At 71.7% G+C, this 23560-nt stretch carries 17 protein-coding genes; 8 read left to right on the top strand and 9 right to left on the bottom strand.

Features of this window, described 5'->3' with window-relative positions; genetic code table 11:
- The gene (locus JGR64_RS13545) at nucleotides 1–1686 is read left to right on the top strand and encodes an MFS transporter (protein ID WP_199374128.1); all 1686 of its coding nucleotides are present in this window, start codon (nucleotides 1–3) and stop codon (nucleotides 1684–1686) included.
- On the opposite strand, the gene JGR64_RS13540 is transcribed toward JGR64_RS13545, so the two are convergent.
- Nucleotides 1683–2411, bottom strand: a complete 729-nt coding sequence (locus JGR64_RS13540; protein ID WP_199374126.1) for a ComF family protein — start codon at nucleotides 2409–2411, stop codon at nucleotides 1683–1685. The two genes, JGR64_RS13545 and JGR64_RS13540, sit on opposite strands and share 4 nt — an antisense overlap.
- Before the next feature lie 49 nt (nucleotides 2412–2460).
- Between JGR64_RS13540 and bioB the strand changes: the two genes are divergently transcribed.
- The 3 genes from bioB to JGR64_RS13525 are packed head-to-tail and all read left to right on the top strand — an operon-like array spanning nucleotide 2461 to nucleotide 5730.
- Entirely contained in the window at nucleotides 2461–3528 is a 1068-nt protein-coding gene (gene bioB / locus JGR64_RS13535) for a biotin synthase BioB (RefSeq protein ID WP_199374124.1), read from the top strand.
- Entirely contained in the window at nucleotides 3521–4720 is a 1200-nt protein-coding gene (gene bioF / locus JGR64_RS13530; RefSeq protein ID WP_233348211.1) for an 8-amino-7-oxononanoate synthase, read from the top strand. The genes bioB and bioF overlap by 8 nt, the downstream gene beginning before the upstream one ends.
- Before the next feature lie 5 nt (nucleotides 4721–4725).
- Entirely contained in the window at nucleotides 4726–5730 is a 1005-nt protein-coding gene (locus tag JGR64_RS13525; RefSeq protein ID WP_199374121.1) for a multidrug resistance efflux transporter family protein, read from the top strand.
- A 6-nt stretch (nucleotides 5731–5736) separates the two neighbouring features.
- Here JGR64_RS13525 and JGR64_RS13520 read toward each other — a convergent pair whose 3' ends face one another.
- From JGR64_RS13520 to JGR64_RS13495, 6 genes are read right to left on the bottom strand one after another with little or no spacing between them, the layout of a single operon-like run.
- A complete protein-coding gene (locus JGR64_RS13520) occupies nucleotides 5737–7524 on the bottom strand; it encodes a serine hydrolase (protein ID WP_199374119.1) in 1788 nt (595 codons plus the stop codon).
- Nucleotides 7524–9011 carry an NAD-dependent succinate-semialdehyde dehydrogenase gene (locus tag JGR64_RS13515; protein WP_255529266.1) on the bottom strand — a complete coding sequence of 496 codons (1488 nt, stop codon included), beginning with the start codon at nucleotides 9009–9011 and terminating at the stop codon, nucleotides 7524–7526. Before JGR64_RS13515 ends, JGR64_RS13520 begins: the two co-directional genes overlap by 1 nt.
- Nucleotides 9008–10222, bottom strand: coding sequence for an MFS transporter (locus JGR64_RS13510; RefSeq protein ID WP_199374117.1), 1215 nt, complete (start codon nucleotides 10220–10222; stop codon nucleotides 9008–9010). Before JGR64_RS13510 ends, JGR64_RS13515 begins: the two co-directional genes overlap by 4 nt.
- Nucleotides 10219–11598 (bottom strand): sulfotransferase, encoded by a 1380-nt coding sequence (locus tag JGR64_RS13505; RefSeq protein ID WP_233348276.1) that lies wholly within the window; start codon nucleotides 11596–11598, stop codon nucleotides 10219–10221. The genes JGR64_RS13510 and JGR64_RS13505 overlap by 4 nt, the downstream gene beginning before the upstream one ends.
- A gap of 28 nt (nucleotides 11599–11626) precedes the next feature.
- Nucleotides 11627–14032: a TonB-dependent receptor gene (locus JGR64_RS13500; RefSeq protein WP_199374113.1), complete on the bottom strand. Its 2406-nt coding sequence runs from the start codon at nucleotides 14030–14032 to the stop codon at nucleotides 11627–11629.
- Between the two features lie 52 nt (nucleotides 14033–14084).
- Nucleotides 14085–14954 (bottom strand): carbon-nitrogen hydrolase family protein, encoded by an 870-nt coding sequence (locus tag JGR64_RS13495; RefSeq protein ID WP_199374111.1) that lies wholly within the window; start codon nucleotides 14952–14954, stop codon nucleotides 14085–14087.
- 236 nt (nucleotides 14955–15190) lie between these two features.
- On the opposite strand from JGR64_RS13495, the gene JGR64_RS13490 reads away from it, so the two are divergent.
- Nucleotides 15191–17698, top strand: a complete 2508-nt coding sequence (locus tag JGR64_RS13490) for a choice-of-anchor D domain-containing protein (RefSeq protein ID WP_199374109.1) — start codon at nucleotides 15191–15193, stop codon at nucleotides 17696–17698.
- A 13-nt stretch (nucleotides 17699–17711) separates the two neighbouring features.
- On the opposite strand, the gene JGR64_RS13485 is transcribed toward JGR64_RS13490, so the two are convergent.
- Nucleotides 17712–19511 carry a PLP-dependent aminotransferase family protein gene (locus JGR64_RS13485; RefSeq protein WP_199374107.1) on the bottom strand — a complete coding sequence of 600 codons (1800 nt, stop codon included), beginning with the start codon at nucleotides 19509–19511 and terminating at the stop codon, nucleotides 17712–17714.
- Between the two features lie 64 nt (nucleotides 19512–19575).
- Nucleotides 19576–20871 carry a 4-aminobutyrate--2-oxoglutarate transaminase gene (gabT, locus tag JGR64_RS13480; RefSeq protein ID WP_199374105.1) on the bottom strand — a complete coding sequence of 432 codons (1296 nt, stop codon included), beginning with the start codon at nucleotides 20869–20871 and terminating at the stop codon, nucleotides 19576–19578.
- 261 nt (nucleotides 20872–21132) lie between these two features.
- On the opposite strand from gabT, the gene bioH reads away from it, so the two are divergent.
- The 3 genes from bioH to JGR64_RS13465 are packed head-to-tail and all read left to right on the top strand — an operon-like array spanning nucleotide 21133 to nucleotide 23547.
- A complete protein-coding gene (gene bioH / locus JGR64_RS13475; RefSeq protein WP_199374383.1) occupies nucleotides 21133–21921 on the top strand; it encodes a pimeloyl-ACP methyl ester esterase BioH in 789 nt (262 codons plus the stop codon).
- Nucleotides 21918–22811: a malonyl-ACP O-methyltransferase BioC gene (bioC, locus tag JGR64_RS13470; RefSeq protein WP_199374103.1), complete on the top strand. Its 894-nt coding sequence runs from the start codon at nucleotides 21918–21920 to the stop codon at nucleotides 22809–22811. The genes bioH and bioC overlap by 4 nt, the downstream gene beginning before the upstream one ends.
- A 46-nt stretch (nucleotides 22812–22857) precedes the next feature.
- Nucleotides 22858–23547: a hypothetical protein gene (locus JGR64_RS13465; protein ID WP_199374101.1), complete on the top strand. Its 690-nt coding sequence runs from the start codon at nucleotides 22858–22860 to the stop codon at nucleotides 23545–23547.
- Nucleotides 23548–23560: the final 13 nt, after the last annotated feature.

Below are 23560 nucleotides of genomic sequence, written 5' to 3'. Positions count from 1 at the left end.
ATGGCGCAGATTCCCCCGACTCCGCCAGCTCCAGAGCAGCGCCCGTCGGCGCTGTCGGCCATGCGCTATCCGATCTTCCGCAAGGTCTGGTTCGCGAGTGCGTCCTCCAACTTCGGCGGCATGATCCAGTCGGTCGGCGCGTCGTGGCTGATGATCTCGATCGCGCAGTCGGCCGACATGGTCGCGCTGGTGCAGGCGTCCATCGCGCTGCCGGTGATGCTGTTCTCGCTGGTGGCCGGCGCGATGGCGGACAGTTTCGACCGCCGCAGGATGATGCTGGGCGCCCAGCTGTTCATGCTGCTCGTGTCGGTGGCGCTGGCCGTGTGCACCTGGTCGGGACTGATCACTCCGTGGCTGCTGCTGCTGTTCACATTCCTCATCGGCTGCGGGGCTGCATTCAATGCCCCGGCCTGGCAGGCGTCGGTGGGCGACATGGTGCCGCGCGCGGAACTGCCCGGCGCGGTGGCCATCAACAGCATGGGCTTCAACATCGCGCGCAGCGTCGGGCCGGCGCTCGGCGGCGCGATCGTCGCCGCGGCCGGTGCCGCGGCGGCATTCGCGGTGAATGCCGTCAGCTACATCGCCCTGATCGTGGTGCTGGCGCGCTGGCGGCCGCCGTCGGAGCCACGGGCGCTGCCGCGGGAAACCCTGGGCGTCGCGATCTCCGCGGGCATCCGCTATGTCCTGATGTCACCCGCCATCCGCACCATCCTGGTCCGCAGCGCCGTGTTCGGCGTCGGCGCGAGCGCGATCATGGCGCTCATGCCGCTGGTGGCCAGGGACCTGATCGCGGGCGGTCCGCTGACCTATGGCCTGCTGCTCGGTGCCTTCGGCGTCGGCGCGGTCGCCGGTGCGATGGGCAGCGCGCACCTGCGGCGGCTGCTGTCCACGGAGGGACTGGTCCGCTACGGCTGCGTCGCCTTCGCGGTCGCCGCGGCCGGCGCCGCGCTGAGCACCCGGCTGCCGCTGACGATGGCGGCGCTGCTGCTCGGCGGCGCCGCGTGGGTGCTGGTGCTGTCGACCTTCAACGTCACGGTGCAGCTGTCCACGCCGCGCTGGGTCGTGGCACGCGCGCTGTCGCTGTACCAGATGGCGGCGTTCGGCGGCATGGCGCTCGGCAGCTGGCTGTGGGGCTTCATCGCCGAGCACGATGACGTGCGCACGGCGCTGCTGGCGGCGGCCGCGGTGATGATCGCCTGCGCGGTGCTGGGCCGCTGGCTGCCACTGGCGAAACTCACGGAACTCAACCTCGATCCGCTGCGGCGCTGGCAGGAACCCGCCACCGCGGTGCCGGTGCAGCCGCGCACGGGGCCGGTGGTGATCACCATCGAGTACGTGATCCGCGAAGAGGACGTGCTGGAGTTCCTCGGCGCGATGGCGGAGCGGCGACGCATCCGCCGCCGCGACGGCGCGCGCAACTGGCGGGTGCTGCGCGACCTCGCCGATCCGCAGGTCTGGATCGAGCGCTACGAGACGTCGACCTGGCTGGAGTACATCCGCCACAACAACCGCCTGACCCACGACGATGCGACCATTCCCGAGCACCTGCGTGCCCTGCACCAGGGGCCCGGTGCGCCCCGCGTCCGGCGGATGATCGAACGCCAGACCTCCGCGCTGCACACGGTCGCGGTTGCCGGGTCGTCGACGCTCAGCGAACCCCTGATCGATCCGAACCGCTCGGCCTAGGGCACCCGCGCCGCCACCCATGCGTCGACCCGCGCCACCCCGGCGCGCCGCAGCGCCGTTGCGGCGGCATGCAGGGTGGCGCCGGTGGTCATGACGTCATCGACCAGGGCCACGTGCCGCGGCACGCAGGCCGGGGCATGGTGGGTCGCGAACGCGCCGCGCAGGTTGCGCCGGCGGTCATCGGCATGCAGGCGCGACTGCGGCGTGGTGGCGCGCGCACGCAGCAGCAGGCCGTCGCACAGCGGCAGCGACAGGGCGCGCGCCAGCGGCCGCGCGAGCTCCAGCGCCTGGTCGTAGCCGCGTTCGCGCAGGCGGGCGCGGTGCAGCGGGATCGGCAGCAGCGCGTCGGGCCGCGGCAGCGACGCGAACGCGCTGGCCATCGCCGCCGACAGCAGGCGGCCGGCGGCCAGGTCGCGGTGGAACTTGAAGCGCGGCAGCAGCCGGTCCAGCGGGAAGGCGTAGACGAACGCGGCGTGCGCGGCATCGAGCGGCGGCGGCTGGCGGATGCAGGTCGCGCAGGGCAGGGCCCCCGCGCCCGGCGCCGCGCAGCGCGGGCAGGCCAGGCGGTTCCATGGCAGCGCCGCGGCGCAGGGCAGGCACAGGTCGCGCCGGCCGGCGGCCAGCTCTCCGCAGACCAGGCAGCGCGGCGCCCACAGGCTGCGGCCCATGCACGCGAGCCAGCCGTCAACCGCGCGGGCCCGGCTGCGGTTGACAGGCGCAGGCATGGTTTCCAGACTGCCGGGTCCGCAATACGTGCGCCCTCAGGACTCCGCCATGCCCGACGTCAGCGACTTCCGCGCCAGCGACGCCGCCATTCCGCGCCACGACTGGTCGCGGAGCGAGGTCGAGGCCCTGCTGGACCTGCCGTTCACCGAGCTGCTGCACCGCGCGTCCAGCGTGCATCGGCTGCATTTCGATCCCGCCGAGGTCCAGGTGAGCACCCTGCTGTCGGTGAAGACCGGCGGCTGCCCCGAGGACTGCGCCTACTGCCCGCAGGCACAGCGCTATGACACCGGCGTCGACGCGCAGAAGCTGATGGCCACGGGTGACGTGCTCGAGAAGGCGCGCCAGGCAAAGGCGGCGGGTGCCTCGCGCTTCTGCATGGGCGCCGCCTGGCGCTCGCCCAAGGACCGCGACATCCCCAAGGTCGCCGAGATGATCGCCGGCGTGAAGGCGCTCGGCCTCGAGACCTGCGCCACGCTGGGCATGCTCACCGGCACGCAGGCGCAGGCACTGAAGATGGCCGGGTTGGACTACTACAACCACAACATCGATACCGACCCCGAGCACTACGGCAACATCATCCACACCCGTGAGCTGCAGGACCGCTTCGACACGCTTGGGCACGTGCGCGATGCCGGGCTGAAGACCTGCTGCGGCGGAATTGTCGGCATGGGCGAGTCGCGCCGCCAGCGCGCCGGCCTGCTGCAGACGCTGGCGACGATGCCGGCGCACCCGGATTCGGTGCCGATCAACCGCCTGGTGCAGGTGGAAGGCACGCCGCTGCACGGCACCACCGAGCTCGATCCGTTCGAGTTCGTGCGCACGATCGCCGCGGCGCGCATCCTGATGCCGAAGTCGATGGTGCGGCTGTCCGCCGGCCGCGAGCAGATGAGCGACGAGCTGCAGGCGCTGTGCTTCGCCGCCGGTGCCAATTCGATCTTCCACGGCGACAAGCTGCTGACCACCGGCAACCCCGATACCGCGCACGACGAGGCGCTGTTCGCGCGCCTCGGCCTGCGCGCGATGGCGGTCGCCGTGGATGCCCCCGACCACGACCACGGCGGCACCGTGCACGCCGACATCGTCGCCTGCCAGCCGCGGAGGCAGGCCGTTGGCTGAGCAGCGCCCCGACCTGCGCCGGCGCGTGCAGTCGGCGCGCTCGAGCGCACTCGCGGACGACCTGGTGCGCCGCCGGCGCGTGGTCGGCCGCCGCGACGGCGTGCGGCTGGAGGTCGACGGCCGCTGGCTGCAGAACTTCTGCGGCAACGATTACCTGGGCCTGGCGCAGCAGTTCCAGGTGGTGGATGCGCTGCAGAATGCCGCTTCACGCGACGGCGCCGGTGGCGTCGCCTCGCACCTGGTCTGCGGCCACCACGTGGCCCACGAAGCGCTCGAGCGCGAGGTCGCCGACTGGCTCGGCACGCCGCGCGCGCTGCTGTTCGGCAGCGGCTATCTCGCCAACCTCGCCGTGCAGCAGGCGCTGCTCGGCGATGACGACGCCTGCGTGCAGGACCGCCTCAACCACGCCAGCCTGATCGATGCCTCGCGCCTGGCCGGCTGCCGCCTGCGCCGCTACCCGCACGCCGACGCCGAAGGCGCGCTGCGCCAGCTGAAGACCGTGCCGACCGGAGCGGCGATGCTCGCCACCGACGGCGTCTTCAGCATGGACGGCGATGTCGCGCCGCTGCGCCAGCTCGCGCTGGCCGCGCGCATGCAGTCGGCGCTGCTGTACGTCGACGATGCGCATGGCGTCGGCGTGCTCGGCCCGGGCGGCCGCGGCAGCGTCGCCGAGGCCAAGCTCGGCGTCGAGGAAGTGCCGCTGCAGCTGGCCACGCTCGGCAAGGCGCTCGGCGGCTACGGTGCCGTGGTCGCCGGTGATACCGACCTGATCGAACACCTCGCCGGCACCGCACGCCCGTACCTGTACACCACCGCGCTCCCGCCGGCGCAGGCCGCGGCGTCGCTGGCCGCGGTCAAGCTGGCGCGCCGCGAACACTGGCGTCGCGACAAGCTCGTCGCGCACGTGCAGCGCTTCCGCGACGGAGCCCGCCGCGTGGGCCTGCAGCTGCTGCCGTCCGACACCCCGATCCAGCCGGTGCTGTGCGGCGGCAACGCGCGCGCGCTGGACATGGCCTCACACCTCGAGGGCGACGGCTTCTGGGTGGCCGCGATCCGCCCGCCGACGGTGCCCGAAGGCCGCGCGCGGCTGCGGGTCACGCTGAGCGCGGTCCACGGCGACGAGCAGGTGGATGCACTGGTCGAGGCGCTGGCGCGCGCGCGTGACCGCGTCGACGCGCTGCACCTGGGCTGAGCGCAGTGTCCGCCGATGCGCCCGCTCCCGGCCGCGCGCTGGCCGCCGTCGGCATCGCCCTCGGCGCCTCGCTGTTCTTCACACTCACCTATGTGCTCAACCGCGCCGCCGCAGACCAGGCCACGCACTGGACCTGGATCGCGGCGCTGCGCTACCTGATCACCCTTCCGCTGATGTTGCCGCTGATGCCGTTCCAGGGCGGGGTGCGGCCGGTGTTGCGCGCGATCGCGGCGCATCCCTGGCCCTGGCTGCGCTGCTCGGTGCTCGGCTTCGGGCTGTTCTACTGCACCCTCAGCTACGCCGCGGCAAGCGGGCCGTCGTGGCTGGTGGCCGGGACCTTCCAGTTCACCGTGATCGCCGGGATGCTGTGCGCGCCGCTGCTCTACCGCGATGAGCGGCGCCGGATCCCGCGCGCCGGCCTTGCAGTCGCGGCCGTGATCTTCGCCGGCGTGCTGCTGATGCAGTTCGGCCATGCCAGCGGTGCACTCGATGCCGCCGGGTGGATCGCACTGGCCTGCCTGCTGGTCGCCGCGTTTTCCTTCCCGCTCGGCAACCGCATGCTCCTGCTGCACCTGGAGGACACCGGCGAGGCGCTCAACGCCGCGCAACGCGTGTTCGGCATGACGCTGGCCAGCCAGCCGCTGTGGATCCTGCTCGCGATCCATGCCTGGACCACGCAGGGCCCGCCCACCGCGTCGCAGATCTGGCTGTGCGCCGCGGTGGCGCTGTTCGCCGGCGTGATCGCGATGGTGCTGTTCTTCCAGGCCACCGGCATGGTGCGGCGGCAGCCGTTGGCGCTGGGCGCGGTTGAGGCGATGCAGGCGTCGGAGGTCGTGTTCGCGATGCTGCTTGGCGTGCTGCTGCTTGGCGAGGACCGGCCCCAGGGCATGGCGCTGGCCGGCGCGGCGCTGGTGGTGCTGGGCATCATCGCGTTCGCCTGGGTGGTGGCGCGCCCGGCTGCCGGTAGCGACCGCGCGACGCGCGTGCTGCGCACCGATCGGGGCGCCTGAGCGCGGCTATCCTGCCGGCGCGGCGTCGCTGCAGATCGGCCCCAGCTTCGCGGCTTCCACCGCCGGTGCCGCGAAGTCGATCGAGGCCAGCAGGCCGTCGTCGGCCACGTTGTACCAGGCCACCCCGTTGGCGAACATCGCCACGCTGATGCCGCCGAAGCCGGACATGAAGGGCACCCACGCGGGCTGCGCGCAGCCGAGCTCGGCCTGCAGGTTGCGCGCCCAGAAACCGTGCTGGTAGCGGTAGCGCTCGAGCGTCGCGACCTGCAGCCCGCGCCGTCCGGGATCGCGCTGCATCGCGGCTTCGAACATCACCGGATCCAGCAGCTGGTGGCCGTCGATGCGGCCCCGCCCCTCGCCCAGGAAGCGCGCCAGCTTGGCGATGTCGTCGGACAGCAGGGTCAGGCCGAAACCGGACAACGGCTGGCGCGCGTCGTCGTAGCTGCGGCGCGTGGCGCGCGCGGTCGGGCTCAGCGCCAGCGGGGCGAACACGTCGGCCCAGAGCACGTCGTCGAAAAGGTCGTCGCCAGCGCGGCCCGGCCAGCGGCGCAGCGCATCCTGCAGCACGGTGCCGAGCAGGTAGGTGTCCGAGGTGTGGTAGACCCAGCGCGCGCCGGGCGCGGCGCGGCGCGGGTACGCATCGCAGGCGAAGGCCAGGCGCTGCGCGTGGGTGTCGGGCGCGAAGAAGCCGCGCACCTTCGCGTCGTCCTCGTCGGCCATGTACGCGGGCGCGTCGTACTGCCCGGTGGCCATGTCCAGCAGGTGGTGGAAGCGCACGCCCTCCCATTTCTCCGCCCTGCAGCCACTGGCGCGCGCGACGTCGCGCACCGGCAGATCGGCGACGCCCGGATGCAGCCGCTCCATGCGCATCAGCGCGATGCCGGCCACCGCCGACTTCGCGACCGAATAGGACGGGATGGCCATCGCGTCGCAGTACGGATACGTGCCGTGGCGGGTGTTGCAGCCCGAGCGGTAGTGCGTGCCGCCGACGACGACGCCATGCACCGTGCGCCCGCGCGTTGCGCCGATGGCGAACCGCGTGGGGTCGATTCCCGGATGGTCCGTAGCCAGCGCGGACATAGGTCGTACCGGCATGCGGGTGGCCGCTTCGACGACATGCGCGGCGACCAGCTCGGCGCGCCCCGGCACCGTTTCGGGCACGTAGGTCGCGTCCAGCAGCCCCCACATGTCCAGCTGCAGGTAATGGCAGGTTTCGCTGCTGACCTGCATCGCCGCGCGCGATACCGCGCCGCCGTCCTTGAACAGCAGCATCAGCACGCCGTTGTGGGTGCAGTTGGCGTTGCGCTGCACCAGCGCGAACGGGATCGCGGCGCGCGTCCAACCGTCATCGCCCGGTTCGTCCCAGGCGCGCCCGGCCTCCAGCACGAACTCCCACCACGGATGGCTGCTGGCGATCGGGCCGCGTCGTGCCGGAAGCAGCACGGCCCCTTCCTGCACGAAGGCGATATCGAGATCCTGCGGCAGCGTGCGCCCCGCCGCCGCGCCGCCCGCGCCAAGGAAATCATCGAGCGCCAGGAGCGTGCGCGTGGCCGGCTGCCCGGAGAGGCGCAGGCGGCCTTCGAAGCGATGCGTCGGCGGCAGTGCGTCGGCGGGCGGCGCGTAGGCGGACAGGTCGACGCTGCGGCGGTACGCGCCCGTCAGCAGCGTGTCGCTGTCCAGCAGCGTGCGCGCGCCGGCATCGCGGTCGGCGCCTGCGGCGACGGCCGTGCCCGTTGTGGCGACTAGCAGCGCCAACCCGGCAAACGCACCGGCGAGCGCGTGCCGCATCGCCATCAGATCCCGCCGATGCACACGTACTTGAGCTCGGTGTAATCGGCGAGGCCGTACTTGGAGCCCTCGCGGCCCACGCCGGATTCCTTCACCCCGCCGAACGGCGCGACCTCGGTCGAGACCAGGCCGGTGTTGACGCCGACGATGCCGCATTCCAGCGCCTCGGCCACGCGGAAGGCGCGGGCCAGGTCGCGGGTGTAAAAGTAGCCGGCCAGGCCGACTTCGGTGTCGTTGGCCAGCGCCAGCACCTGCGCTTCGCTCGAGAAGCGGAACAGCGGCGCCACGGGGCCGAAGGTCTCTTCGCGGGCGAGCAGCATGTCGGAGTTGGCGTCGAGCAGCAGCGTGGGCTCGTAGAAGGTGCCACCCAGCGCGTGGCGCTTGCCGCCGATGGCCACGCGCGCGCCCTTGGCCTGCGCGTCGGCCACGTGTTCTTCCACCTTCTCCAGCGCCCTGGCGTCGATCAGCGGGCCCTGGTCAGTGGCGCCGGCCAGGCCGTCGCCGACACGCAGCTTCGCGATCGCAGCGCCCAGCTTTTCCGCGAACGCGTCGTACACCGCGTCATGCACGAACAGGCGGTTGGCGCAGACGCAGGTCTGTCCGGTGTTGCGGAACTTGCTGGCCATCGCGCCATCAACCGCTGCGTCGAGGTCGGCGTCCTCGAACACGATGAAGGGCGCGTTGCCGCCGAGTTCCATCGAGATGCGCTTCATGCTTTCGGCACACTGCGCCATCAGCTTCTTGCCGACGCCGGTGGAGCCGGTGAAGCTGAGCTTGCGTACCTTGGCGTTGCCGGTCATCTCGCCGCCGATCGCGGATGCGTCGCGGCCGGTGACGATGTTCAGCACGCCCGGCGGCAGGCCGGCGCGCTCGGCCAGCAAGCCGAGCGCCAGCGCCGAGTACGGGGTCTGCGTCGCCGGCTTGCAGACCACGGTGCAGCCGGCGGCCAGCGCCGGAGCGATCTTGCGACCGAGCATCGCCGAGGGGAAGTTCCAGGGCGTGATCGCGGCGACCACGCCGACGGGCTGGCGCAGGGTCATGATGCGTTTGTCCGCGGCGTGGCCGGGGATGGTGTCGCCGTACATGCGCCGGGCTTCCTCGGCGAACCACTCCAGGTAGCCCGCGGAGTAGGCGATCTCACCCTTCGATTCGGCCAGCGGCTTGCCCTGTTCCGCGGTCATCAGCCGCGCCAGATCATCCTGGTGCTCGAGCATCAGCCGGTGCATGCGCTTGAGCACGTCGGCGCGCGCCTTCGCGGTGCTGCGCGACCACGCGGGGAAGGCGGCGTGCGCGGCCTCGATGGCGCGGCCGGTCTCGCCGGCGCCCATGTCGGGCACCGTGCCGAGCAGCGCGCCCGTCGCGGGGTTGGTGACGTCGCAGGTGCCGCCGCCGTCGGCATCGCGCCATTCACCTCCGACCAGGCCGCGCATGCGCAGCAGGTCGGGATCGGACAGCGCCAGCGCGGATCCCGCGGCGTTGGTGGTGTTGCTCATGTGCGTGGTTCCAGTAAATCGATGCGCCGCGCGGCGGCCAGCATCGCCACGCCGGACAGCGCCAGCGCCGCGATCGCCGCCGCGATCAGCAGGGGGAAGTCGTCGTCGTGCAGCAGCAGGCCGGCCGCCATCGGACCGGACGCGAGGCCGAGCTTGGACATGAAGCCACCCAGCGTCGCGAGCCGGCCGGACAGGTCCAGCCGTGCCAGCATGCCGAACAGGTACGGCACCACGAACGACCAGGTGACCGCGGTGCCGACGTTGGCGATGAAGTACACCGGCTGGCTGCCGCTCCAGAAAAATCCGGCGGTGCCGGCCAGTGTGAGCAGCATCGCCACCAGCATCGGGCGCATGCGGCCGAAGCGGGTGCCCATGAAGATCACCAGCCCGGCGCCGGCGGCACCGACCCAGGTCGCCCAGCCCAGCGCCTGGCCGATGAAGCCGCGGCCGAGTTCGTAGTGTTCGCCGAGGCGGATGATGAACGCCGACAGCGCCATGTTGCCGGCCTGGAACAGGAGCAGCGCCAGCAGTGCCAGCACGGCCGTGGTGCGCGCGGTCGTCGACAGCCGTTGCGCGAGGGCGCCCTCGGCGGCCGGACGCGAGTCGGCGAGGTGCGGTATGGCGAAGATCGCGACCAGCGCGCAGGCGGTGAGCGCTGCCAGCGACAGGAACAGGATCCGCGCGCCGAACTCCGGCACCAGCGTCGGCAGGAACATCACCCCCAGCCCGCCGAGGCCGAACTGGACCAGCAGCAGCATGCCGAAGGCGCGGTCCGGGGACTGCGTCCTGGCCATGACCGAATAGACCACGCCGACCGCCATGCCGCCGACCAGTCCGTGCAGCGCGCGCATCGCGGTGAGCGGGCCGGCGGTGTGGATCGCAAGAGAGCCGAGGTCGAGCAGCAGCAACAGCGACAACAGAGCGAACAGCGTCGGCCGCCAGCGAACGCGCCGCACCAGCAGCACCGCGATGAAGCTGCCGACACTGGCGCCGTAGATGTTGGCGGCGGCGACGGTGCCGGCCTGCGCGTTCGTGAAGTCGAGACCGGTGATCAGGCCGTCGACGATCGCCGACATGATGTTGACGTAGAAGAAGCCGGCGGTGGCCACCAGTGCCAGCAGCGCGTACAGCCACAGCCGGTCCGGGGCTTGCGCGACCGGGGTCTGCACCGCGGCGGCGTCGATGGCGGGTGCGTTGGCGATGGCGGTCATGCGGAGGAAACCCTGTGGCCGTCGATCGCCACGCCGGCCGCTTCGAAGCGCCGCCGCAGCGGCGCGAGTCCGCGCTCGTGGTTGCGCCACAGGCCCACCGACGTGCGGTACACCGGCTGTCGCACCTGCGCCGCGCTGGCGGTCAGCGTGGGCTGCGGATTGCGCTCGAAGGCGAGGCAGGCCGGGTCCCAGTCAAGGCCGGCGTGGGCGACCAGGCGGCGGCTCACTGCGTCGTGGTCGGCCACCAGGTCCTCGTAATCCACTTCCATGAAGCGTTCGGTGGGAAGCACGCGCCGCCAGTGCGCCATCAGCGCGTCATGGCCGAGCCAGTAGCGGCCAAGATCGTCGAGGTCGTAGGAGAACGGATAGGCCATGCGGAACAGCGTCTTGTACATCGCGTAGCAGGCGTCCATCGGATTGCGGCGCAAGTGCACGATGCGCGCCTGCGGCAGCGCCGCGGCGATGAGACCGAGATACAGGACGTTGCCCGGTGTCTTGTCGATCACGCGCGCGTGGTCGCCGGCCGGCAGCGTGCCGCAGTACGCGCGCCCCAGGGCGGCGAAGTCCATCCCGGCCGTGCGCCGCACCAGTTCCGCCTTGCCGCTGGCGGGCCCCGCCATGCGCACCACGGCCTGCGCGAGGTCGGCGCTTTCGCCGCGGCTGGTCACCGCGCCGTGCGAGCCGAGGGTGCGATCGACCAGCGTGGTCCCGCTGCGCGGCAGGCCGACCACGAACAGCGGCCTGGCGTCGTCGTGCCCGGCGTGCTGGCGTGCGAAGAAGCCGGCATCGAAGGTGTCGGCGATCAGCCGCATGGTGTCGAGGTCGTCCTCGACCCGGTACTGCAGCCGCCGCCGGCGTGCGTCGGCGCCGCGCTTCAGCGCCGCGAATGCGGCGGCGTGTTCGCCCAGGTCCTCGCGTTCCTTGGCGATCGCGTGGCACAGCGGCACGACGGCGGGATCGGCGTCGGCCAGCTGCGCGAGCCGCGCTTCCAGCTCCGCCACGTGGTTGCGCGCCGGCGTCTGCCGGCGCAGCGTCGAGCGGTTGTACCAGGCGTCACCGTCGCCGGGCGCCAGCGCGATCACGCGGTCCAGCGCGGCTTCCGCCTCATCCAGCCGCCCCAGCGCGATGAGTGTCGTGGCGTGGTTGTACAGGCTCGACGGATCGCCCGGACGCAGCGCGAGCGCTCGCGCGTAGCAGCGCTCGGCGTCGTGGAACAGGCCGAGCAGCGTGTAGCGCAGGCCGAGCTCCTGCAGCAGGTCCACCTGTCCGCCGGCCTCGGTCGCCAGTACATGCATTGCCGCGATGCATGCTCCGGCCTCCCCCGCGCGATGGTGGGCATCGATGCGTCGCAGCGCCGCGTCCGCGGCGCCGCCCATCGTGTCCACCGGTCTGCGCTCCCCCATCTCAGAAACGGTAGCCGATCGTGACGCCCACGGTGCGCGGCAATGCGACCAGTGCCTTCGAGCCGTTGCCGAAATAGCCCTCGGCCGGCGCGGTGCCCATGTATTCCTCGGTGTACAGGCCGCCGATGCCTTCCTCGTTGGCGATGTTCTTCAGCCACAGCGTCAGGTCCCAGTTCTCGACGCTGTAGGTCGCCGACGCGTTGAAGATCGCGAAGCCGTCGAGCGTGCGCTTGAACTTCGGATTGAGGCTGAGCGCGTTCTCGGACTCGGACTGGTAGTAGGCATCGCCGCGCAGCGTCAGCAGGCCACGCCCGAGCGGGATGCCGTAGCTGCCGCCGGCGTTGAAGCGGTGCTCGGACACGCCGGGCAGCGGATCGCCCTTGCGGCCGTAGAGGTAGGCGCCGTCCACGGCCACCGCATCCGCTTCGAGGCGGGCCTCGGTGTAGGTGTAGCCGAGGTTGTAGTTGAAGCCTTCGCCAATGCCGCCGGCGAGCTCCAGCTCCACGCCGCGGGTGCTGGCCTTCTCCGCGTTCTGCACAGCGAAGAAGCCCCACCACGTGGTCGAGCTGTTGACCTGCGGGTCCTCCCAGTCGACGTAGAACACGTTGGCGTTGTAGCTGGTCCTGCCGATGCGGCCCTTGATGCCGAGTTCGTGGTTGCGCACGGTGTCGGACTTGTAGGTGGTCCAGGCCGGGTCTTCGGCGAAGTTGCCGGTGGTCGGCGTGCCGTTGGTGCCGCCGCGGCGATAGCCCTCCGAGACCGTCGCGTAAAGCTGGCTGTGCGGCGCGAAGAACCACGACGCGTTGCCCTTGAACAGCGTACGCGTGTCGCTTTTTTCGCCATGCGACTGCGAGCTGTCCACGATCGACGCCCAGTTGCTCGTGGTCTGCGCGACGTCGGTCTCCGCTTCGTGGCGGAAGTGGCGGAAGCCGCCGGTGAACTGCATGGCATCGGTGGCGTGCCAGGTCAGCTCGCCATAGACCGCGGTTTCCTGGAAGTTCTCGTCCTGCCGGTAGTCGAAGTCGACATCGCTGATCACCGCGCCCTCGAAGCCGGGGAAGGCGGCGTCCCACCAGCGCTTGAAGCCGCGCAGGTAGCTCACCTGGGTCGCGAAGCGGTCCTGGTCCTGGTAGTAGGCGCCGAGCACGTAATCGAAGCGGCCTTCGGACTTCGAGACCAGGCGCAGCTCCTGGGTGAAGGCCTTCTCGCCGTAGCTGCGCACCGCCGAGGCCAGCGGCCGCGGGTAGTTGTAGTAGAAGCCGAGCCAGCCGTTCTGTGCGTAGAAGCCGGTGTTCTCGCTGGTGATGTCGCCCTCGTGGTTGTAGTGCGAGGTGCTGGAGGTCAGCGTGGCGAAGCCGAGGTCGACATTGGCCTCCAGGCTGGTGAGGTTGACGTGGCGCGCGGCCGGTTCGCGCTGCACCGAGCCCACTTCGAGGTCGTCGTAGGGCACGCCCCAGCCATCGTTGCCGAGGCTGGTGGCACGGCGTCCGCCAAAGCGGTCGGCCTGGGCCATGTAGCTGAGCGTCAGGTCGAACGCGTCGCTGGGCTTCCACAGCAGCGAGCCGCGGCCGTAGTGCTGGCGCACGGTGTCGGCATCGCGGACGCGCTCGTATTCCGCCGTGTCGGCGAGGATGCCGTCCGGAGCGGTCGGCATGCCGTCCGCATCCAGGCGGTACACGTTGCGGTAGTCGGTGACGCCGGCGAAGTCGTTGCTGGTGACGTTGAAGCGCATTGCCAGCGTGTCCGACACCGGTACGTTCAGCATGCCGGAGCCGGACAGGCCGATGCCGCTGGAGCCGTCGACGCTCGACGCGCTGAAGCTGACCCGCGCATCCCAGGCATCGAGCTCGGGCTGGCGCAGCAGGAAGCGCACCGCGCCGCCGAGTGCGCCGGAGCCGTACAGCGTGCCCTGCGGGCCGCGCAGCACCTCGACGCGGTCGATGTCGGAGAGCAGGAAGTTGGCGAACAACGGCGTGTTGTCGACATACGTGGCGACCGTGGACATCGCCGAGACCGCGTAGTCACCCAGCGCCGAGCTGTCGACGTTGAGGCCGCGGATGCGGATGCCGCTGACCACGCTGGAATTGCGCGCGCCGCGATCGACCACGCCCACGCCGGCGACGCCGCGCATCAGCTCGGCGGTGTCGAGGATGTTCTGCTGCTCGATCGCCTCGCCCGACACCACGCTGATGTTGTAGGGCACCGCCAGGATGTCCTGCTCGCGGCCCTGCGCGGTCACCACGATGGTGTCGAGCTGGGTCGGCTGGCTGGCCGGCGCGTCGGCGGACGGCGCGTCCTGTGCGAACGCCGGTGCGTGCGCCAGCAGCCCGGCCATGACGGCGACGGCGAGTGGCGAGCAGCGCGGACGGCGGTGGTGCGGGATCTTGCGTGCGTTTGTTGCGGTCATCTTTTCGGCCTCCCCAGGCAACAACTCGAAACAGTGCGGATGTGTCGCGGATTCATTCGGTTCCGGGCAGCCGCAGCGCCCCGAGCGCATCGAACGCGGGCGAAGGCGCCGGCGCGGCGTCGTAGGCGGGAAACACCACGGTGCTGTCCCGGAAACTCTTGAGTGGTTGCCCGAGGCCCTGCCAGCCGCGCTCGCGGCAGCGGCGCACGTGGGCGAAATCGACCTCGAACGCGATCACCTCGCGCCCGCTGCCGGCCTGGTGGATCACCTCGCCGCCGGGTCCGCAGACGATGGAGCGTCCGACGCCGAGCGTGCCGGCGACGTTGATGTCGACGAAGTAGCACTGGTTGGTGGCCGCGCCCGCGCGGGCGATCGCGAGTTCGGTCTCGCGGTCGATGGTGTTGGTCAGGGTGGGATGCAGGATCACCTCGGCACCCAGGCTCACCAGCGAGCGCGTGGTTTCCGGGAACCACATGTCGTAACAGATCGACAGTCCGAAGCGGCCTGCACCGGGCACGTCGAACACCACGAATTCGTTGCCGGGCGCGACGCCGCGCTCGTACGGTGCGAACGGGAACATCTTGCGATAGCGCGCCACGACCTTGCCGGACGGATCGATCACCGGCGTGGTGTTGTAGACCGCGTCGCCGTCGCGCTCGTACAGCGAGCCGGGCACCAGCCACAGCCCGCTGTCGCGCGCGACATTGCGCAGGAACTGCTCGGCGTCGCCCGGCAGGCACTGCGCGTGGCCGGTGTTGGCGCCGAAGCCGCACAGCTCGCCCAGCAGCACCATCCGCACCCATGGGAAGCGCCTGGCCACCTGGGCCACCTCGGTCGCGATCCGCTCGAGGTTGTCGCCCGGCGCCAGGTCGAGCTGCAGCCCGGCGATCCCGAAGCCGGGAATTGTGTCGCTGTTGGCCAAGGCGTGATCCTGTTCGATGTGCACGAGGCCGACGGTAGGGGCAGCGGCGCGCGCAGATTAGAGCCAGTCGGCGGGCCTGGATGGTGCCAGAGCACACGGGTGACGCGGCTGGCCCCGCGGCACATCGCACGGCCGGGCACTGGCCCCATCGAAGCCCCCGGATTGGCGCTATCGCCGACCGGCATGCATGGGGCAGCGTGCGGTGGTCGCCTGTCCAGGCCAAGAGGTGCGCCGCCATGAAGCTGCCTGTCTTCGCGGGATCGGTCGTGGTGTCGTTGGCACTGGGGTTGGCGCTGTCCGCCACGGCGCGCGCGAGCACGGTGTTCGCCGTCGACTTCGCCGGAGGCATCGCCGGCTGGGCCACCAGCGGCAGCGTCGATGCTTACCAGGGCACGCTGCGACTGCGCGGCGCGGCGAGCGCGACCCGCGCGATCTCCACCGCGGGATACAGCGCGGTGCGGGCGGAGTTCACGATCTCGGCCGGCTCGCTGGAGAGCAACGAGTTCTGCCACGCGGAGGTCTCCACCAACGGTGGCGGCAGCTGGACCGCAGTGCTGACGCTTGGCAACGGCCAGGACAACGGCATCCCGTACACCGCGGGCGCCTCGCCCGCCGGCATCGACAACAGCACGCAGGTGCTGCTGCGCCTGCGCGGCAGCGGCACCACTACCGGCGACTACTGCTACGGGCACGCGGTCGTGGTCAGCGGAACCGCTGGTGCGCCCACCGGGCCGGACATCGTGGTGCCGGCGAGCCTGGGGTTTGGCAGCGTTGCGGTCGGTGCAAGCGCGAACGTGGTGGCGACGGTCGCCAACGCCGGCACCGCGGCGCTGGTGGTTTCGCAGGTGGTCGCGCCCGTCGCGCCCTTCAGCATCACCGCGCACGACTGCGGCACCCTGGCGCCCGGCGCGAGCTGCCAGGTCCAGCTGCGCTTCGCACCGCTTGCCGCCGGAAGCTTCTCCGGCACGCTGGTGATCGCCTCGAATGATCCCGACCACGCGCAGGTCGGCATTGCGCTGTCCGCCACCGCCACCACGGCACCGGGTGGCGGTGGCGATTTCGATCCGCTGCCCGGCAATGGCAACGTGGCCCGCAGCCAGCTCGGCTTCACCACGCTGATGAGCGGCACCGCGCCCGGCGCGCCGCTCGACTACGCCCACTACGCGCTCCCCGCGGGCGCGGCGACACCCGGCAACACCTTTGCGGGCCGGCTCACGCTGTCGGGCGAGGCCACCGCCGGCGGTTTCACCGAGCACGTGGACAGCTTCCGCTACACCGGCAGCCAGGACAGCCCGCTCAAGCACCTGCCGGAATTCGATTTCGAGCTGGTGCAGACCGGCAGCCACATCGTGCCGGTGCGGCGCGACTCGGTGCCCGCCCTCCATCCGCACTGGGAATACGTGCTGTCGCCCGGCCGCGTGTGGGATGAGGCTGGCGACAACGGCTACAGCCGCGTGGCGTTGCCGTTCGCGCTGCAGCAGAAGAACGCCAACTGCATGCACAACGGCGTGCTTACGTTCCTGTTCCGGGACGACGGCGCGGTATCGAAGGTGGCCTACCAGATCGCCTCGGAGACCTGCCTGTATTTCAAGGTCGACATGTGGGGACTGCTGGCCAGCGACTACACGCCGGCGGCGGTTGCCGGCGCGGCCAGCGTGGTCGCCGATCACCAGGCCGACGTCGCCGGCCGCATGCCGGTCCGGCCCCTGTCCGCGCTGGCCCAGGACTACCCGGGCACCGATCCGGCGAAGTTCGCAGCGCCCAACGGCAAGGATCCGCAGCACGTGTCGCTGGTGGGCTTCGTCATCGACGGCATCCACTACAGCGGCGGATGCACCACCCGTCGCGGCGCGTATCCCTACTGCGAGTCGCTGGTCGTGCCGTCGTACTCGGCCGCCAAGAGCGTGTTCGCCGGGCTGGCGATGATGCGCCTGGAGGCCAGCCATCCGGGCACCTTCGACCAGATCATCGGCAGCCACGTCCCGGCCTGCGCCGCGAACGGCAGCTGGAACGACGTGACCTTCGGCAATGCGCTGGACATGGCCACCGGCAACTACGCGCTGGCGGGCTACATGAGCGACGAGGGTGCGACCCACACCAACGGCCTGTTCCTGGCCGAGACCCATGCGGCCAAGATCGGCTACAGCTGCAGCCACTACAGCCGAAAGGCGCAGCCGGGGAGCCGCTGGGTCTACCACAGCTCCGACACCTACATCCTCGGTACCGCGATGAACGCACGCCTGAAGGCGCTGGAGGGCGCGGCCGCCGACATCTACGCCGACACCGTGCTCGGTGACGTGCTGCTGCCGCTGGGCGTGGGCCGCACCGCCGATTTCACCCGACGTACCTACGACGCGACGATCCAGCCCTTCACCGGCTGGGGGCTGATGTGGACGCGCAACGACGTCGCCCGGATCACCGACTTCCTTGCCAGCGGCAGCCAGTCGCAGGCCGTCCTTGACCAGGGCCAGCTCGATGCCGCCCTGCAGCGCGATCCCGCGGACCGCGGCCTCGCCCCGCTCGCCGGCTATCGCTACAACAACGGCTTCTGGGCGCACGACGTGGGCGGCCGGATGGCCGGCTGCAGCGGCGAGCTGTGGATTCCGCTGATGTCCGGCTATGGCGGCATCACGGTGCTGATCCTGCCCAACCGCAGCGCCTACTACTACTTCTCCGACGACGACACCTATCTGTGGATGGACGCCGCGCTGGCCGCGCACGGCATCCGCAGCCTGTGCCCGTGACGCAGTAGGCGCCCTAGCGCGCGCGGCGCCGGGTTGGCCAGCGCGTCAGCACCGCCGTATCGGCGAGGAACCCGTCCTCGCCGAAGAAGCGCACCTGGTCGCCGTCGACCACCACCGAGTAACCGGTCGCCTCGCCGTAGGCCCATTGCCGCCACTGCCGGTACCAGCGATCGTCTTCGATCCACCAGTGGCCGCGGTCGCAGTCCTCGCCGGCGTAGCCCGCGGTGCCGGCCAGGTCGCCGTCGGCGTGGATCTCCAGCGTGCAGGGCGCGCCATACACCGTGCTGTAAAGCAGCGAAGCGCCGGCGATCGCACGGCGCAGCGCCTTGCCGCGCAGGGGTGCGCTGGGCTCGTCTTCCATCCGGCGCGACGACGGCGACAGATCGCCGCGCACCAGCCGCGCCAGGTGGCGCACGCCCTCGCGGATGCGCGCGGCGGAAATGCCGGTTACGCCCATGCACAGCGCCTCGCGGCCGTCGCGGTGGCAGCCGGGTTCGACCAGCACGCCGATCCCGGCGGCCTGGCGCGCCAGCTCGCGCGCATCCATTCCGACGGGCACGCTCACCCAGTACGCACTGGCGCCGGGCGCGGTCTCGATGCTGACCCGTTCGTGCAGGTAGTGGTTGAGGGCGTCGCGCAGCGCCGTGCGGCGCTCGGCCAGCACGCGTCCGGCGCGGACCAGTGCTGACGAATAGTGGCCGAGCCCGATGAAGTACGCCCAGGCGCGCTGCATCAGGCGCGGCGGGATGGTGCCCTGCCGGGCGCGCAGCTCGCGCGCGCGCTCAATCAGTGCCGCCGGCGCGACCAGCATGCCCGGAGGCTCGCCGTACGACACCGCCGGCGCCAGCCCGCCGGCGTAGACCACCCGGCCGTCCTGGTCGAAGGCGCGCAGCGCGGAAGCGACGCGGCCGGTGTCCTGGACGCCGGACGGCACGTCGTGTTCGATCAATACCCCGTCCGCGGCCGCGACGCGCGCCAGCAGCCGTCCGGGGTCGTTCGAGCCGGAGGCGAAGCCGTGCCGTCGGCTGGTCACCACCACCGCACCCGGTGGCAGCGGCGCGAGCGGGTCGGGGTCGAGCATCGAAACGTCCGCATGGCGCGCGCGGAGCCGGCGCTCGAACGCGGGATCGGTCGGGCGCTCCAGCACCACCGGCGTGCCGCGCCTGACCAGCAGTTCCCCCGCGATCTGCAGGGCATGCGTGCTCGACAGCGTTACGAGAACTTCGTCGGCGCCGGCCTGGATGCCGCGCATCGGCAGGATCTTGCCGCGGATCTCCTCCACCAGCATGGCGTCGTCGTTGTCGCCGCCTTCCTGGTGCCACTGCTGCACTTCGTGGCGGGACCCGGCCAGCCGGATGGCTTCGCCCCATTCCGCGGCCGGAGTCAGTTCGGCGTCGACGCGGCCGTCGATGAACGAGAAGGGATAGCGGTGCCAATGCTGCGGACAGCGGAAGCCGGTGTCCTCGGGCTCCGCTGGCAGGCGCGCGGCCAGCGGCGATGCAGGATCGCGCCGCCGCCGCCCGGCGCCGATCCGCGCCCCGACCACGTCCGCGGCCACGTACACGCCGCTGCGCGAGCGACTCGAGAGGTAGCCATCGGCCAGCAAGCCGTCATAGGCCAGGCTGACGGTATTGCGCGACACGCCGATGCGTTCGGCGAGCTGCCGTGACGACGGCAGGCGCTGCCCGGGCCGCAGCACGGCGCGGTGCATGGCGTCGACGATCTGCTGCCGGAGCTGGTGCTGCAGGCTCAGCGGCGCGGCCGGGTCGAGGGCGAGGTTGAGCTGGTCGAGCGCGCGCGGTTCGGGCTTCATCGGCGGCATCGCATGCGCAGGACCGCCGAATGGTAGCCGCAGGACACCGATGCCGGCCCGCGCGTCAGGCCGCGGCGTCCGACGGCAGCAGCAGCGCCTGTTCCAGCAGCGCCATGCCCTCGTCGAACACGCCATCGGAAATCGTCAGCGGATACAGCAGGCGGATCGACTCGCCCTGGCCGCCGCAGCCCAGCAGCACCAGGCCCAGCGCATGCGCCCGCTGCAGCACCGCGCGGGTCGCGGCCGGATCCGGCGCGGCGTCGCCGCGGCGGGCGAGCAGGTCGAAGGCGAGCATCGAGCCGAGGCCGCGGACGTTGCCGACCGGGCGCAGGTCGTCGCGCTGCGCGAATGCCGCCAGGCGCGCGAGCACGCGCTCGCCGAGCACGCGCGCGCGCTCCAGCAGGCCCTCCTCCTCGATCACGTCCAGCACGGCGAGTGCGGCTGCGCAGGCGATCGGCGAGCCGGCATAGGTGCCGCCCAGCCCGCCGGGCTCGGCCGCATCCATCAGTGCGGCGCGGCCGATCACGCCGGACAGCGGAAAGCCGCCGGCAAGCGACTTGGCCACGACCATCAGGTCGGGGCGGACGTCCGAGTGTTCGATGCCGAACATCCGCCCGGTGCGACCGAAGCCGGTCTGCACCTCGTCGGCGACCAGCGCGATGCCATGCGCGTCGGCGATCTCTCGCAGCGCGCGCATCAGTCCGGCCGGCGCCGGCAGGAAGCCGCCTTCGCCCTGCACCGGCTCGATCACGATCGCCGCCACGTCCTCTGGCGACACGTCGGTGCGGAACAGGCTGTCCAGCGCCGCAAGGCTCTCTTCCACCGTGCCACCGCGGTGCGCGGCGGGGAACGGCAGGTGGTGGACGTCGCCGGGCAACGGGCCGAAGCCGCGCTTGTACGGCACGGTCTTGCCGGTCATCGCCATCGCCATGAAGCTGCGGCCGTGGAAGCCGCCCGAAAACGCGATCACCGCACGGCGGCCGGTCGCCGCACGGGCGATCTTGACCGCGTTCTCCACCGCCTCGGCGCCTGTCGAGAACAGGATCGTCTTGGCCGGACCGTCAATCGGCGCCAGCGCGTTCAGGCGTTCGGCCAGTGCCACGTAGGGCTCGTAGGCCATCACCTGGAACGCGGTGTGGGTGTAGCGGTCGAGCTGGTCACGCACCGCCGCCATCACTTTCGGGTGGCGGTGGCCGACATTGAGCACGGCGATGCCGCCGGCGAAATCGACGAAGCGCTGTCCGTCGGTGTCCCAGAGCTCGGCGTTCTCTGCGCGTTCGGCGAAGTTGGTCATCGCGGTCGCCACGCCGCGGGGAATCGCGGCCATGCGGCGCTGCTGCAGGCGGGTACTGTCGGTCACGATCGGGCTCCTGTGCTTTGGGGCCAGATTGCGAGGGCCGCGGGTGCGATCATAGGGCCAGATTGCCGCGGTCCATGGGGCCAGCCTCGGCCGCGGACCCCTTCCGTCAACCACCGGGCTCCGCGTCTGGTTGACAGGGTCGGACCCGGTTTCCAGACTTCCCGGTTCACTGCGCCGCTCTCTACGGAAATCCGCCATGCCCTTCGACAGGGACATTCCAGCCCCGCACCACAAGGTACCGACTGCGGCGTGAGCACGAACCTGCACGTCGAAGTCCGCGGCCAAGGCGCGCCGCTGGTGCTGCTGCACGGCTGGGCGATGCACGGCGGCGTGTTCGCGCCGCTGGTGGCACGCCTCGAGGACCGCTTCACCCTGCATGTGGTGGACCTGCCGGGGCACGGCCGCAGCCGCGACAGCGATGTCCCGCTCGCGCCGGAAGCCTGCGCCGCCGCGATCGCCGCGCGTGTGCCTGTGGCGCCGTGGCTGGGCTGGTCGCTGGGCGGGATGGTGGCGCTGCACGCCGCGGCCACGCGCCCGGAGCGCGTGCCGGCGCTGGCGATGGTGTGCTCGGCGCCGCGCTTCGTGCGCGACCCGGCGGCCGCGGGCGACGACGACGGCCGCTTCGGCATGTCGGCGGAGATCTTCGCCGGCTTCGCACGCGGGCTGCGCGAGGACTACCACGGCACGCTGGAGCGCTTCATCGCGCTGGAAGCCTTCGGTTCCGACGATCCGAAGGGCGAGCTTCGCGCCCTGCGCGCCGAGATCTTCGCGCGCGGCGAGCCGCCGGCATCGGCGCTGGCCGACGGCCTCGACCTGCTCGGCAGCGTCGACCAGCGGCCGCTGCTGCCCGCGCTGCGCGTGCCCAGCCTGTGGCTGGCCGGGCGCCGCGATCGCGTGGTGGATCCGCGCGCGATGCGCGCCGCGGCGGCGCGCACGCCTGCGTCGCAGTTCGTCCAGGTCGAACACGCCGGCCACGCGCCGTTCCTCACCCATGCCGACGAGGTCGCGGCCGCGATCAGCGGCTTCCTTGCCGCAGACGCATCGCCATGACCGACACCTTCGACACCCGCCAGGTGCGCCGCGCCTTCTCGCGCGCCGCTGCCGGCTACGGCGCCGCGGCGGCGCTGCAGCGCGACGTGGAAGCGCGGCTGATGGAATCGCTGGAATACCTCGGCGAGCGCGTGCCCGACACCGTGGTGGATGTCGGCAGCGGTCCGGGCAGTGCCGCGCTGGCGCTGCGCGCGCGCTGGCCGAAGGCGCGCGTGCTGGCCATCGACCTGGCGCTGCCGATGCTCCACCAGCTGGCGCCGCGCCGCGGCTGGAACCCGCTGCAGCGGCGCATCGACCGCGTCTGCGCGGATGCGCGCCTGCTGCCGCTGGCCGACAACAGCGTCGACCTGCTTTTCAGCAACCTGTGCGTGCAGTGGGTGGACGACCTCGACGCGCTGTTCGCCGGCTTCCGCCGCGTGCTGCGCCCGGGCGGCATGCTGCTGTGCTCGACGTTCGGCCCCGACACCCTGCACGAGCTGCGCGCGGCGTTCGCGGCGGCCGACGACGAGGCGCACGTGTCGCCGTTCGTGCCCATCGCCGGCTTCGGCGATGCGCTGATGCGGGCCGGCTTTCGCGACCCGGTGCTCGACCGCGAGGTTGAGGTGCACGGCCACCGCGACATGCCGGCACTCATGCGCGAACTGCGCGCGCTGGGCGCGACCAACGCGCTGGCCGGCAGGCGGCGCGCGCTCACCGGGCGTGGGCGCTTTGCCGCGGCGCAGGCCGCCTACGAAGACTGGCGCGGCGCCGACAACCTGCTCCCGGCCACGTGGGAAACGATCACCGCGATGGCCTGGTCGCCCGCGCACGGCGCGCCGATCCGCGAGGCCGGCGGCGAAGTGGCACGCTTCCCCGCGAGCGGCATCCCGGTGCGCCGCCGCAACGCCTGAGCCGCGGGTTCAGCGAACGCACACCGGCGCTGCCTACACTCCGCGGATGAGCAACCACATCCGGCACGCCATGACTGTCCGCAACGCGCCCGTCGCCACGGACGCCATCGCCCTCGCACCGCGTCCGGCGCTGCGCCGCTTTGCCGGCGGCGCCTTGATGGCCGTGCTGCTGGCTGGCGCCGCCTCCACCGCCAGCGCGCAGGGCTACGGGATCGACCTGTCGCGGATCGATGCCAGCCAGGTGCTGGCGATGGGCGATGACGTGCTGCTGCGCGCGCCCGACGCGACGATCGACAGGCTGTTCCAGGCGGTGCACGCCAGCTCGCGCCTGCCGGACGAATCGCTGGCGCTGTGCGCGCTGTTCGAACCCGATGCGGCACGCGATGTCGCCGCGTTCCAGCGCACGGTCGACCGCCTCGGCAGCGCCAGCCGCGAGCGTTTCGCACTCGCCTTTACCGATGTCGCAATCGCCGGCCTGCAGGGCCAGCCGCAGCCTTACGATCCGGTCCAGGCGCGCCAGGTGCTGAAGTCCGCCGCCGTCAGCGCGACCTTCCTGCATGACGGCTTCATGGCCGGGCTGATGTCGGAGGGTCGCGATGCCGCCAGTCGCGACGCGCGCTGCCGGTCCTTCCGCTGGCTGGTGGGCGTGCTGGTCGACGTGCCGCTGGCCGACCGTGCCGCCGCGACGCGCTGGCTGCTGCGCGAAGGCCTGACCCTGGTGTCCGCCACGCCCTGAGCGGGCATCCCCG

This window comes from Luteimonas sp. MC1572, from assembly GCF_016615815.1.
GTDB lineage: Bacteria > Pseudomonadota > Gammaproteobacteria > Xanthomonadales > Xanthomonadaceae > Luteimonas.
This window is presented reverse-complemented; position numbering and strand designations above follow the sequence as displayed.

Excerpts from the sequence above, each read along its gene's own strand:
- JGR64_RS13545 (WP_199374128.1), top strand. The coding sequence starts at position 1 with ATGGCGCAGATTCCCCCGACTCCGCCAGCTCCAGAGCAGCGCCCGTCG.
- JGR64_RS13540 (WP_199374126.1), bottom strand. The coding sequence starts at position 2,411 with ATGCCTGCGCCTGTCAACCGCAGCCGGGCCCGCGCGGTTGACGGCTGG.
- bioB (WP_199374124.1), top strand. The coding sequence starts at position 2,461 with ATGCCCGACGTCAGCGACTTCCGCGCCAGCGACGCCGCCATTCCGCGC.
- JGR64_RS13520 (WP_199374119.1), bottom strand. The coding sequence starts at position 7,524 with ATGGCGATGCGGCACGCGCTCGCCGGTGCGTTTGCCGGGTTGGCGCTG.
- JGR64_RS13515 (WP_255529266.1), bottom strand. The coding sequence starts at position 9,011 with ATGAGCAACACCACCAACGCCGCGGGATCCGCGCTGGCGCTGTCCGAT.
- JGR64_RS13510 (WP_199374117.1), bottom strand. The coding sequence starts at position 10,222 with ATGACCGCCATCGCCAACGCACCCGCCATCGACGCCGCCGCGGTGCAG.
- JGR64_RS13505 (WP_233348276.1), bottom strand. The coding sequence starts at position 11,598 with ATGGGCGGCGCCGCGGACGCGGCGCTGCGACGCATCGATGCCCACCAT.
- JGR64_RS13500 (WP_199374113.1), bottom strand. The coding sequence starts at position 14,032 with ATGACCGCAACAAACGCACGCAAGATCCCGCACCACCGCCGTCCGCGC.
- JGR64_RS13490 (WP_199374109.1), top strand. The coding sequence starts at position 15,191 with ATGAAGCTGCCTGTCTTCGCGGGATCGGTCGTGGTGTCGTTGGCACTG.
- JGR64_RS13485 (WP_199374107.1), bottom strand. The coding sequence starts at position 19,511 with ATGAAGCCCGAACCGCGCGCGCTCGACCAGCTCAACCTCGCCCTCGAC.
- bioC (WP_199374103.1), top strand. The coding sequence starts at position 21,918 with ATGACCGACACCTTCGACACCCGCCAGGTGCGCCGCGCCTTCTCGCGC.
- JGR64_RS13465 (WP_199374101.1), top strand. The coding sequence starts at position 22,858 with ATGAGCAACCACATCCGGCACGCCATGACTGTCCGCAACGCGCCCGTC.